11 protein-coding genes are annotated in these 12,002 nt (G+C 66.1%); all 11 read right to left on the bottom strand.

The window, feature by feature from the left end; genetic code table 11:
- Positions 1-10: 10 nt before the first annotated feature.
- Positions 11-475, bottom strand: coding sequence for a hypothetical protein (locus A9973_RS24570; protein WP_183016255.1), 465 nt, complete (start codon positions 473-475; stop codon positions 11-13).
- Positions 476-534: 59 nt separating this feature from the next.
- Complete coding sequence (locus A9973_RS24575) at positions 535-1,968, bottom strand: PA0069 family radical SAM protein (RefSeq protein ID WP_183016256.1); 1,434 nt, start codon at positions 1,966-1,968, stop codon at positions 535-537.
- A gap of 212 nt (positions 1,969-2,180) precedes the next feature.
- Positions 2,181-3,479, bottom strand: coding sequence for a sulfate adenylyltransferase subunit 1 (locus A9973_RS24580; RefSeq protein WP_183016257.1), 1,299 nt, complete (start codon positions 3,477-3,479; stop codon positions 2,181-2,183).
- A 41-nt stretch (positions 3,480-3,520) separates the two neighbouring features.
- Positions 3,521-4,429, bottom strand: coding sequence for a sulfate adenylyltransferase subunit CysD (gene cysD, locus A9973_RS24585; RefSeq protein WP_183016258.1), 909 nt, complete (start codon positions 4,427-4,429; stop codon positions 3,521-3,523).
- 40 nt (positions 4,430-4,469) lie between these two features.
- A complete protein-coding gene (locus tag A9973_RS24590; protein WP_255469280.1) occupies positions 4,470-5,237 on the bottom strand; it encodes a phosphoadenylyl-sulfate reductase in 768 nt (255 codons plus the stop codon).
- Positions 5,234-6,298, bottom strand: a complete 1,065-nt coding sequence (locus A9973_RS24595) for a sulfate/molybdate ABC transporter ATP-binding protein (RefSeq protein WP_183016259.1) — start codon at positions 6,296-6,298, stop codon at positions 5,234-5,236. Before A9973_RS24595 ends, A9973_RS24590 begins: the two co-directional genes overlap by 4 nt.
- Positions 6,299-6,324: 26 nt before the next feature.
- The gene (cysW, locus tag A9973_RS24600; protein ID WP_183016260.1) at positions 6,325-7,227 is read right to left on the bottom strand and encodes a sulfate ABC transporter permease subunit CysW; all 903 of its coding nucleotides are present in this window, start codon (positions 7,225-7,227) and stop codon (positions 6,325-6,327) included.
- The gene (cysT, locus tag A9973_RS24605; protein ID WP_370539530.1) at positions 7,224-8,114 is read right to left on the bottom strand and encodes a sulfate ABC transporter permease subunit CysT; all 891 of its coding nucleotides are present in this window, start codon (positions 8,112-8,114) and stop codon (positions 7,224-7,226) included. The genes cysW and cysT overlap by 4 nt, the downstream gene beginning before the upstream one ends.
- 24 nt (positions 8,115-8,138) lie before the next feature.
- Positions 8,139-9,167, bottom strand: a complete 1,029-nt coding sequence (locus A9973_RS24610) for a sulfate ABC transporter substrate-binding protein (RefSeq protein WP_183016262.1) — start codon at positions 9,165-9,167, stop codon at positions 8,139-8,141.
- A 212-nt stretch (positions 9,168-9,379) separates the two neighbouring features.
- Positions 9,380-10,021, bottom strand: a complete 642-nt coding sequence (locus A9973_RS24615) for a peroxiredoxin (RefSeq protein WP_183016263.1) — start codon at positions 10,019-10,021, stop codon at positions 9,380-9,382.
- Positions 10,022-10,165: 144 nt separating this feature from the next.
- Positions 10,166-11,992 (bottom strand): acyl-CoA dehydrogenase, encoded by a 1,827-nt coding sequence (locus A9973_RS24620; protein ID WP_183016264.1) that lies wholly within the window; start codon positions 11,990-11,992, stop codon positions 10,166-10,168.
- Between the last annotated feature and the right edge of the window lie 10 nt (positions 11,993-12,002).

Consider the following 12,002-nt stretch of genomic DNA (forward strand, 5'->3'; position numbering starts at 1 on the left):
TCGCGCCCGCTTAGAAACCGGCGGCCGCGCCCAGCCACATCAGTCCGGGGATGATTGCGCCCCAGGCCAGCACCATCACCACATCCAGCACCATGGCCTTCATGGTGACCTGAGACGTCACGGGTTCAACCGTGGCGTTGCCCAGGCTGCGTTCGCGCGCGGCGGGGGTAGCCTGGGTGGCGGGCACAGCGGCGGCAACCGGTGCGGCAGGGCGAACCGTCTCGGCCGGGGCGGGCACCAACCCGCGGCCTGTGGCCCCCTCGTCCACCGGTGCCGGCGGAAACGGCCACCGGGCCGGCATGGAACCGGGGCGCGCACGATGGCGCGGCTCGGCATCGGCCGAGGACGTGGTCCAGGGCATAGCCAGGCCCGCCAGCTTGGCGCATACCGCCCGGGCGCGATGCGCGCTGCGGTGAAGCGGGTTCAGCGTGACGGAGAGCTCGTCCGACAAAACGGAAATATCAGCGGTGTTCATAGGAACTCCTTGGAGAATCGATTCCAAGCCGCGGCGGGCACCACGGCATTGACCGGCAATCAATCGAACAATGACAACTGGCCCGCGGCCATGGCGCGCAGTTGGCGCGCACCGCGGCCCACTGCGCCGCCGACTGCGGGCAACCCATCAGAAAAAGGGACCCCTGAAGACGCTTTCGCGCCAACCGGGGATAGGAAATCGGAAGAGGACGTGGCAGGCGACGAGCCAGGCGCGGCCGCGGCGAACAGCGACGGGGTCGCGTTCGGGGCCAGGGGCGGCTGGAAACGGTCGCAGTCCAGGGCAAGGCGATGGCGGTTCAGGCCCAGCTTGCGAGTGGCCACGGTGAACCGCTGGCGCAGCAGATCCGCCCAGATGCCGGTGCCGCGCATGCGCGAACCGAAATTCGGGTCGTTGCGGCGGCCATTGCGCAGGTCTTCAATGCGATGCAGCACGCGCTGGGCGCGGTCGGGGAAATGGGCGTTCAGCCAGTCTTCGAACAGGGTCTTGACCTCCCAGGGCAGGCGCAAGACGGTATAGCTGGCGTAATGCGCGCCGGCCGCCTTGGATTCCTGGAGAATGTGTTCCATGGATTCGTCGTTGATGAACGGAATGACGGGGGCCACCAGCACGCCCACGGGCACGCCCGCGTCGGTCAGGGTGCGTACCGTTTCCAGCCGGCGCCACGGGGCGGCGGCACGGGGCTCCAGCGTGCGGGCCATGCCGGCATCCAGCGACGTGATGCTCATGTAGACCACCACGAGCTTCTGCTCAGCCAGCGCGGCCAGCAGGTCCAGGTCGCGGGCGACCAGCGCGTTCTTCGTGACGATCGTGAGCGGATGCCGGGTTTCCAGCATGAGCTCCAGCAAGCCCCGGGTCAGCCGCCATTCGCGTTCGATGGGCTGGTAGGCGTCCGTGGCGGAGCCGATGTTGATGGGCGACGGCTTGTAGCCGGGCCGGCCGAGCTCGGCCCGCAGCGCCTGCACGGCATTCGCCTTGGCCACCAGCCGGGTTTCGAAGTCCAGCCCGGGCGACAGCCCCAGGTAGGAATGCGTGGGGCGGGCGTAGCAGTACACGCAGCCGTGTTCGCAGCCCCGGTACGGGTTGACGGCGACGTCGAAAGGAATGTCGGGCGAATCGTTGCGCGACAGCATCTTGCGCGCTTGTTCGGCCGTGACCGTCGTCTTGGGGGCGGCGGGCGCCAGGCGAGAATCGGGCAGGATGGGGATGACCCGCGCGCCCGACAGCTGGTCGGACGAAAAATCGGAAGAAGAATCGGAAGGAAGATCCGAAGAAGAATCCGAAGAAAATTCGGGGACAGGGTCAATGAAATCGGCCGGCAGGCCGGAAGCGGACCAGCCGTCATCGACCTGCACCCGGTCATCGCGCTGAAAGCGATGCCGAACATTAGTAACCGCACCCCGACCGCGCAAGGCGGCGGGGGCGGCAGCCGGGGACCCAGAACCGGCGGGAAAAGAATGATCGGTGCGTGCCATAAAAACTACTGTACAAAAACACAGTGGTTTTGACAAGCACCAAAAGCCTTTTCGTAAGACAGCCCCACTTTACCGCAAGACGCGAGCCCCGTCTGAACAAATCGATTTCACCAGGCGATATGCCCCGGAGAGCCGCACCAGCATTAGGTTTGGAAGAAAAACAACAGCAAAATTCTGGCGAAAGGTCCGTTGTTTTCCAACCCGTGCGGGCATCAGCGCAACATGCCCGCCGCCGCGGTCTGATGCGTGGCCTCGTCGATCAGGATGAAGGCGCCGGTAGCCGGCACATCGGCATACCGATCGACCGCCAAGGCCTCGCGCGTGGTGAACGTCACGCGTCCGATATCGTTCATGCGCAACGTGCCTTCCGTGTTCTCGACTTCCTGCAGTTCGTGGATGTCGCGATGCGAGAGCACCGCGCGGATCTTCGCCGACGTCAGGCGCGTGCCGGACTTCAGCAGATACTTGCGCGCCGGATTCAACGCTTGCGCATCCAGCCAGCACAGCTCGGCCTCGAACTCGCGCGAGACCTGCGCCAGAGCCGACGAATGCACGATCACATCGCCGCGCGACACGTCCACGTCTCGGTCCAGCACCAGCGTCACCGAGTCCCCCGCCACCGCTTCGTCTTGCACGCGGTCGAAGATGCGCACTTCACGCACCACCGCCGTCACGCCCGACGGCTGCACGGTCACCGCGTCGCCCGCGCGCAGCACGCCGCTGGCCACGCGGCCCGCATAGCCGCGGAAATCTTCTTTGCGGTCGCCGTCGTGGCGCGCCACCCACTGCACCGGAAAGCGCAGCGGCAACGCACGACCGTCGCTGGCCAGGTCCAGCGATTCCAGCAGCGCCAGCAACGGCTGCCCCTCGTACCACGGCGTTTTTGGCGACAGCGTGACGACGTTGTCGCCATTGAGCGCCGACAGCGGCAACGCATCGAAATGCGCGAAGCCCAGCTTGCCCGCCAGGTCCGCATAGGCCTCGCGGATGCGCTCGAACACGGCGCGGTCCCAGTCCACCAGATCCATCTTGTTCACCGCCACCACGATGTGGCGAATGCCCAGCAGGCGCGCGATGGTGCTGTGCCGCTTGGTCTGCGCCAGCAGCTTGCCGTCGGCGGCGCGCGTGGCATCGATCAGGATGACGGCCACGTCCGCCGTCGATGCGCCCGTGACCATGTTGCGCGTGTACTGTTCGTGCCCCGGCGCGTCGGCAATGATGAATTTGCGCGCCGGCGTGGAGAAGTAGCGGTAGGCCACGTCGATGGTGATGCCCTGCTCCCGCTCGGCTTCCAGCCCGTCGGTCAGCAGCGAGAAATCGATCCCGTCGCCGGCCACGCGCTTGTGCTTGGCCCGCGAAATCGCGTCCAGCTGGTCGGCGAACACGCCCTTGCTGTCATACAGCAGACGGCCGATCAGCGTGGATTTGCCGTCATCGACGGAGCCCGCCGTGATCAGGCGCAGCACGCCGTCGCCGGCGCCGGAGAGAAAAGAGTCGTTCAGTGCGTTCATGTGCGTCCCCTGGCGCCGGCCGCAGCCGGCGCATCCTGCATTCAGAAATAGCCTTCTTTCTTGCGGCGCTCCATCGAGGCCTCGGAAGTCTGGTCGTCCATGCGCGTGGCGCCGCGCTCGGTGATGTCAGTCACGGCCGTCTCGGCGATGATGGCGATGGTGTCGGCGGCGTCGGACGCCACCGGGCAGGTGCACGAGATGTCGCCCACCGTGCGAAAGCGCACCGGCAGGCGTTCGACCTGTTCGCCTTCCTGCGGCGGCGTCAACCGCGTGACCGGCACCAGCAGGCCCTTGCGGCGCACCACCTCGCGTTCGTGGCTGAAATAGATGGAGGGCAGCGCCAGCTGTTCGCGCTGGATGTATTGCCAGACGTCCAGCTCGGTCCAGTTCGAGATCGGGAAGACACGCATGTTCTCGCCGCGGTGCACGCGGGTGTTGAACAGGTTCCACAGTTCCGGGCGCTGGGCCTTGGGGTCCCATTGGCCGAATTCGTCGCGGAACGAAAAGATGCGTTCCTTGGCCCGCGCCTTTTCCTCGTCGCGCCGCGCGCCGCCGATGCAGGCGTCGAATCCGAATTCCTCGATCGCCTCCAGCAACGTGACCGCCTGGGCCGCGTTGCGGGAATCGGTTTCGCGGCGCAGCACCACGCTGCCGCGCGTGATCGAATCTTCCACGCTGCGCACGATCAGTGTCTCGCCCAGTTCGGCGGCGCGCTGATCGCGGAAGGCGATCACTTCATCGAAGTTGTGCCCGGTATCGATGTGCATGAGCGGGAACGGGAACCGCCCCGGACGGAAGGCCTTTTCGGCCAGGCGCAGCAGCACCACCGAATCCTTGCCGCCCGAGAACAGCAGCACGGGGTTTTCGCTTTCGGCGGCGACCTCGCGCATGATGAATATTGCTTCCGATTCCAGCCAATCCAGGTGGCTGCGTTGGATCACAGCAGACATAGGTATTCCCCTAAAACAGATTTCGAATTCATGGTCGGCGTCAATCGCCGCGCGCCACGACGCTGATGACCCGGTTGCCGGCATGCAGGCCGCATTCCTTGGAGTCCGACGACTCCCACCACCAGCGCCCCGCCCGCAGGTCTTCGCCCGGACGGATCGCGCGCGTACAGGGTTCGCACCCGATCGACGGGTAGCCCTGGTCGTGCAAGGGGTTGTACGGAATGTCCAGCGTGCGGATCACGGCCCAGACGTCTTCCTCGCTCCACTCGGCCAGCGGGTTGAACTTGTAGAGGCCGAAGGTGGCGTCGTGCTCTTCCAGCGGCAGTTCGCCGCGCGTCGTGGACTGCTGGCGGCGCTGGCCGGTGATCCACGCACCGCGTCCGGCCAGCGCGCGCCTGAGCGGTTCGACCTTGCGGATCTGGCAACAGGCTTTGCGCAGTTCGACGCTTTCGTAGAAGGCATGGGCGCCGTGCGCCGCCACGTGCGCGTCGACGGCGGCGGCGTCGGGCCGGTACACGGTGACGCGGCGCCCGTAGCGCGCGTCCACGGCGTCCAGCACGCCCAGCGTTTCGGCATGCAGCCGGCCGGTATCCAGCGTAAAGACTTCCAGGTCCAGGCCCGAGCCGTAGATGGCGTGGGTCAGCACCATGTCCTCGGCCGCCAGCGAGGACGCGAGCGCCGCGTCCGGGTAGCGGCGTTGGACCTGCGACAACCGGTCGACCAGCTCGCGCCAGCGGCGCGCCAGCCCGGTGTCCAGGCTGGCCGGGGGGCGGGTGGACAAGCCGTGAGAAAGGTTGGAAATCGTCATGATTGCACCGCGAAAATACGCGCGCGGCGGGGACGCGCCAACAGGACTTCGCCATCGCGCAGGGCCAACTCCCGGTACACGTGTTCGGGGACCTCGGCTTCGAGGATGGCGTCGGAATCCTCGCGGGCCAATTCCAGATAGGCGCTGGGCCCGGCCAGGTACGCGTGCGACAGGCGCACGGCGATGCCCTCCCTGCCCGCCCGGTAGCGCTCGATCTCGAACTCGTGCGGCCGCACGTAGGCGGTGGCGCGCCGGGCTTCGGCTTGCGCCAGGCCGGGCGCGGGCAGCGACAGGCCGGCGCCTTCCCAGACCTCGCGCGCCGCCACGCCCTGCAACTGGTTCACATCGCCCAGGAAGCCGTAGACGAACGGCGTGGCGGGCTGTTCCCAGACTTCGCGCGGCGTGCCCACCTGTTCGATGCGGCCGGCATTCATCAGCACCACGCGGTCGGCCACTTCCAGCGCCTCTTCCTGATCGTGCGTCACGAACACGCTGGCCACGTTCAGCTCGTCGTGCAGCCGGCGCAGCCAGCGCCGCAGTTCCTTGCGCACCTTGGCGTCCAACGCGCCGAAGGGCTCGTCCAGCAGCAGCACGCGCGGTTCGACGGCCAGCGCACGCGCCAGCGCGATGCGTTGCCGTTGACCGCCCGACAGTTGCGCCGGGTAGCGGTCGGCCAGCCAGTCCAGCTGCACCAACGTCAAGAGCTCATGCACCTTGCGCTGGATCTGGTCTTCGGAAGGACGCTGCGACCGGTGCTTGACGCGCAAGCCGAAGGCCACGTTCTCGAACACCGTCATGTGCTTGAACAGCGCGTAGTGCTGGAACACGAACCCGACCTGGCGCTGGCGCACGTCGACCGCGGTGGCGTCTTCGCCGGCGAACAGCACGCTGCCGGAATCCGGCGCCTCCAGTCCGGCGATGATGCGCAGCAGCGTGGTCTTGCCGCAGCCGGATGGCCCCAGCAGCGCCACCAGTTCGCCCGTTTCGATGTGCAGCGACACGTCGTTCAACGCGCGGAACTGGCCGAACTGCCTGGATAGATTGCGAACTTCGATACTCATGCTTGTCTCCGTCTGAACCGGCCGCGTCAGGCGGCGGCCGGTTTGAGGGTTGCCGCCGCCGGACCGGGGTACTCGACGGGCAGGTCCGCGGCGCGCAGCATGCGTGCGTTGCGCCACTCGACCACGTTCTTGGCCACCAGCGTCACCAGCGCCAGCAACGCCAGTAGCGAGGCCACCGCGAACGCCGCGGAATACTGGTATTCGTTGTAGAGGATCTCGACATGCAGGGTCATCGTGTTGGTCAACCCCCGGATCTGACCGGACACCACCGACACCGCGCCGAACTCGCCCATCGCCCGCGCGTTGCACAGGATGGCGCCGTACAAGAGGCCCCACTTGATGTTGGGCAAGGTGACGCGCCAGAAGATCTGCCAGCCGTTGGCGCCCAGCGTCAGCGCGGCCTGCTCTTCTTCGCTGCCCTGCGCCTGCATCAGCGGAATCAGTTCGCGCGCGACGAAGGGGAAGGTCACGAAGAGCGTGGCCAGGACGATGCCGGGCACGGCGTAGACGATCTTGAAATCGTTGTCTTGCAACCAGCCGCCAAGCCAGCCTTGCGTGCCGAACAGCAGGATGAACACCAGGCCGGCCACCACGGGCGACACCGAGAACGGCAGGTCGATCAGCGTGATCAGGAACTGCTTGCCCCGGAACTGGAACTTCGTGATGGCCCAGGCGGCGGCTACGCCGAACACCAGGTTCACCGGCAACGCGATCGCGGCCACCAGCAAGGTCAGCCGGATAGCCGACAGCGCATCCGGCTCGACGATGGCCGCCAGGTACAGCTCCCAGCCCTTCTTGAACGCCTCGGCGAAAACGGCCGCCAACGGCACCAGCAGGAACAGCGCCAGGAACGCGAGCGCGATGAACAGCAGAATGCCGCGCACCCAGCGCGGCTCGGTCAGATGTGCGGGACGATCCGATGCGCTCATGCGAGCCTCCCCAGGTTGCGGCGGGCCTGCCAGCCTTGCAGCAGGTTGATGACGAGCAGCAGCGCGAACGACAGCACGAGCATCACCGTGGCGATGGCGGCGGCGCCGGCGTAGTCGAACTGCTCCAGTTTGGAGATGATCAGCAGCGGCGTGATCTCGGACACCATGGGCATGTTGCCCGCGATGAAGACCACCGATCCGTATTCGCCCACCGCCCGCGCGAACGCCAGGGCGAAGCCGGTCATCAGCGCGGGCAGGATGGTCGGCAGCAGCACGCGGCGGATGGTCTGCCAGCGGCTTGCGCCCAGACTGGCCGCGGCCTCCTCGATCTCGCGCTCGACGTCTTCCAGCACGGGTTGCACGGTGCGCACCACGAACGGCACCCCGATGAAGATGAGCGCGATCACGATGCCCAGCGGCGTGAACGCGACTTTCAAGTCGAACCATTTGGACAACGGCGCGCCCAGCCATCCCTTTTCGGAATACAGCGCGGTCAGCGCGATGCCGGCCACCGCCGTCGGCAGCGCGAACGGCAGGTCGACCAGCGCGTCCAGGATCTTCTTGCCGGGGAAGCGGTAACGCACCAGCACCCAGGCCACTACCGTCCCGAACACAAGGTTCACCAGCGCGGCCAGCAGCGACGCGCCGAAGGTCAGCTGATACGACGCCAGGACCCGGGGCGCCGTCACGGCATCCCAGAACCCCTGCCACCCCAGTTCGGCGCTCTTCAAGGGCAAGGCGGCCAGCGGGATCAGCACCAGCACGCTCAGGTACAGCACCGCAAAACCCATGGAAATGCCAAATCCGGGCAGCACGCCCGGGCTGTTGCGCCGAACGGCAAAAGGCGCTTGCGCGCCGTTTGCCGCCGGGTTCGAGGCAGTGGTCATGGCCATCGTCCGATCGTTGTCCGTTTATTTCTTCTGCGGCAGGTAGATCTGGTCGAACGTGCCGCCGTCGCTGAAGTGGTCCTTCTGCGCCTTGCGCCAGCCGCCGAAGATCTTGTCGTCGATGGTGACGAGCTTGACCTTGGGGAACTTGCTTTCGTATTTGGCGGCCACCGTCCGGTCAATGGGGCGGTAGTAGTTCTTCGCGATGATTTCCTGCGCGGCCGGCGTATACAGGAATTCCAGGTAGGCCTGCGCGGCGGCGCGCGTCCCCTTCTTGTCCACGATCTTGTCCACGATGGCCACTGGCGGCTCGGCCAGGATGGACAGCGACGGCACCACGATGTCGAACTTGTCCGGGCCCAGTTCTTCAAGCGCCAGGAAGGCTTCGTTCTCCCAGGCCAGCAGCACGTCGCCCACGCCGCGTTCGACGAAGGTGGTGGTGGCGCCGCGGGCGCCCGTATCCAGCACCGGCACGTGCTTGAGCAGGTCGCCGACGAACGCGCGGGCCTTCTCTTCGCTGCCGCCGTTCTTCTCCAGCGCATAGGCCCAGGCGGCCAGGTAGTTCCAGCGCGCCCCGCCCGAGGTCTTCGGGTTCGGCGTGATGACCTGGACGCCGTCCTTGACCAGGTCGTCCCAGTCCTTGATGGCCTTGGGGTTGCCCTTGCGCACCAGGAACACGATGGTGGAGGTATAGGGCGAGCTGTTCTGCGGCAGGCGGGTCTGCCAGTTCTCGGGCACCAGGCCCCTGTCGGCGATGGCGTCGATGTCATAGGCCAGCGCCAGCGTCACCACGTCGGCTTCCAGCCCGTCGATGACCGACCGTGCCTGGCGGCCGGAGCCGCCGTGCGATTGGCGGATCGTCAGGTCGACGTTGGCCTTTTCCTTGTATTGCTTGATGAAGGCGTCATCGATCGCGCGGTACAGCTCGCGCGTCGGGTCATACGAGACGTTCAGCAGCGTCTGCTTTTGCTGAGCCTGGGCCGGCGCGACCGCCGCCAGCGAAACTGTCACCGCCGCCAGAGCGGCCCACCAACCGGCTTTCCCGAAAGACATCCCTTGCTCCCTGTGTTTGGCAATGTGGAAGCAAGTGTGCTGGCTGGGCATTCTGAACGGAACGAATCATTTTTTGATTGCTCATCGCTCCCAGACATATAGGATCCGGATCCCAACCATGAAAAACCGCCGCGTTCCCCTATGGGAAGGCGACGGTTCGGATGGCGGAAAACCGCCTGCGGATTCCGGGGGCTACCCCCCGGAATCCGAATTTACTTATTCGGCTGGGGGGTGATGCGCAGGTACGGGCGCACGGCCTTGTAGCCCTTGGGGAACTTCTGCTTGATCACGGCTTCGTCCTGCAAGGACGGCACGATGATCACGTCGTCGCCGTCTTCCCAGTTGACCGGCGTGGCCACGCTGTGGCTGTCGGTCAGCTGCAGGGAATCGATGACGCGCAGGATCTCGTTGAAGTTGCGGCCGGTGCTGGCCGGATACGTGATGATCAGGCGCACCTTCTTGTTCGGGTCGACGATGAACACCGAGCGCACCGTCAGCGTGGCATTGGCGTTCGGATGGATCATGTCGTAGAGCTCGGAGACCTTGCGGTCCTTGTCGGCCAGGATCGGGAAATTGACCTTGGTCGACTGCGTGTCGTTGATGTCCTCGATCCACTTCGAGTGGGAATCGGTGCCGTCCACCGACAGCGCCAGCACTTTCACATTGCGCTTGGCGAATTCGTCCGCCAGCTTGGCGGTGTAGCCGAGTTCAGTCGTGCAAACGGGCGTGAAATCGGCCGGATGCGAAAAGAGCACCCCCCAGCTGTTGCCCAGATACTCGTGGAAGCGGATAGGGCCAGCCGAAGATTCCTGTTCGAAATCAGGGGCGATGTCGCCCAGACGTAGATGACTCATGATGTCTCCTGTATGCGGATTCAGTTGGGGGCCGGCGGCTCGCGACCGCTGCCAGCGGGAAAGTCGTTTCGTGCGGAAATTACCGCGGGTAAAACGATTCTTCCATCAAACCTGTGGCGGGGGAAATACGCAAGCCATATAACCTTATGCAATATCTGAAGCGGCGCCGCACGCCTCCGCGACGACCCCGGCGCGCACGGCGGCCGACAGGGACAAAGCGCGCGGCAGGATGTGCGCGGCGTAGAACAATCCTGTCGCGATCTTCGACTTGTGGAACGGATCGGTTGACCCGGCAGCCAGATGCTTGCGGCAAGCCAGCACCGCGCGCGCCATCTGCCAGCCGCCATGCACCACGCCGGCCAGCATCAGGTACGGGACGCTGCTGGAGTAGACCGCCCGGATGTTGGCGGCCGACTGCTCCAGGATGAAACCCACGCCCGCCTCGTACGCCTGGATTGCGCCATCGAGGTTGTCGCGAAGCAGCCGCAGCGCGTCGCGTTCCGCCGCAGCCGCGCGCGTGGACTCCGCTTCGACGGCGCGCAGCGTTTCGCGCATGGCGGCGATGGCGGCGTAGGCCGTGGCACCGCCGTCGCGCTGCGTCTTGCGGCTGACGAGATCGTTGGCCTGGATCGCGGTGGTGCCTTCATAGATCGGCAGGATGCGGGCGTCGCGGTAGTACTGCGCCGCCCCGGTTTCCTCGATGAAGCCCATCCCGCCGTGCACCTGCACGCCCAGGGACGCGACCTCGACCGCGCTCTCGGTCGAGAAGCCCTTCACGATGGGCACCATGTATTCGTAGAACGCCCGGTTGCGCGAGCGCTGCTCGGGATCGGGATGGTGCGTGCCCTTGTCATGCGCCGCCGCCGTCACATAAGACACGGCGCGAGCAGCTTCCGTCAGCGCCTTCATGGTCAGCAGCATGCGCTGCACGTCGGGATGCCGCACGATGGCCACCGGCCCCGCCGACCCTTCCACCGCGCGTCCCTGGACGCGTTCGCGCGCGTACGCCAGCGCGTGCTGGTAGGCGCGTTCGGACACGCCGATACCCTGCTGCCCCACGGAATAACGGGCCGCGTTCATCATGATGAACATGTATTCCAGCCCGCGGTTCAACTCGCCGACCAGGTAGCCCACGGCGCCCTCGCCCACCTCGCCCTTGCCGGCGCCGTACAGCAGCACCGCCGTGGGGCTGCCGTGGATGCCCAGCTTGTGCTCCAGCGAGGCGCACCAGACGTCATTGCGCTTGCCCAGGCTGCCGTCGGTCTCGACCAGGAACTTGGGCACGATGAAAAGTGAAATGCCTTTCACGCCCGCCGGCGCGTCCGGCGTGCGGGCCAGCACCAGGTGGATGATGTTCTCGGCCAGGTCGTGCTCGCCGTAGGTGATGAAGATCTTCTGGCCCGACAGGCGGAAGCTGCCGTCGTCCTGGCGGACGGCGCGCGTGGCGACCTGGGCCAGGTCCGAACCGGCCTGCGGCTCGGTCAGGTTCATGGTGCCGGTCCATTTGCCGCCGATCAGGTTGGGCACGTATTGCTTGCGCTGCGCCTCCGAACCGACGGTCAGCACGGCCTCGATCACGCCGTCGGTCAGCATCGGACACAAGGAGAACGCCAGACTGGCCGCCTGGATGTTCTCTCCGGGCGCCGCCGCGACCAGCTTGGGCAGACCCTGCCCGCCCCACTCCTGCGGATGCTGCAGGCCCTGCCAGCCGCCCGCCGCATAGTCCTTGAACCCTTGGGCGTACCCCGGCGTGGTCGTCACCTGCCCGTCCTTCCAGACCGGCGGCTGCGTGTCGCCGGGCACGTTCAAAGGCGCTACCGCCTGCTCCACGAAGCGTCCGTTCTCTTCGAGGATAGCGTCCACCAGGTCAGGCGTGACGTCGCCGAATCCGGGCAGTTTCAGGATGTCGTCCAGTCCGGCCAGTTCTGTCAGGGCGAAGCGGAAGTCCTGCAGCGGGGTTACGTAAGGCATGGTGTCTCCG

It is taken from the genome of Achromobacter sp. UMC46 (genome assembly GCF_014170335.1).
Classification (GTDB): Bacteria; Pseudomonadota; Gammaproteobacteria; order Burkholderiales; family Burkholderiaceae_B; genus Achromobacter.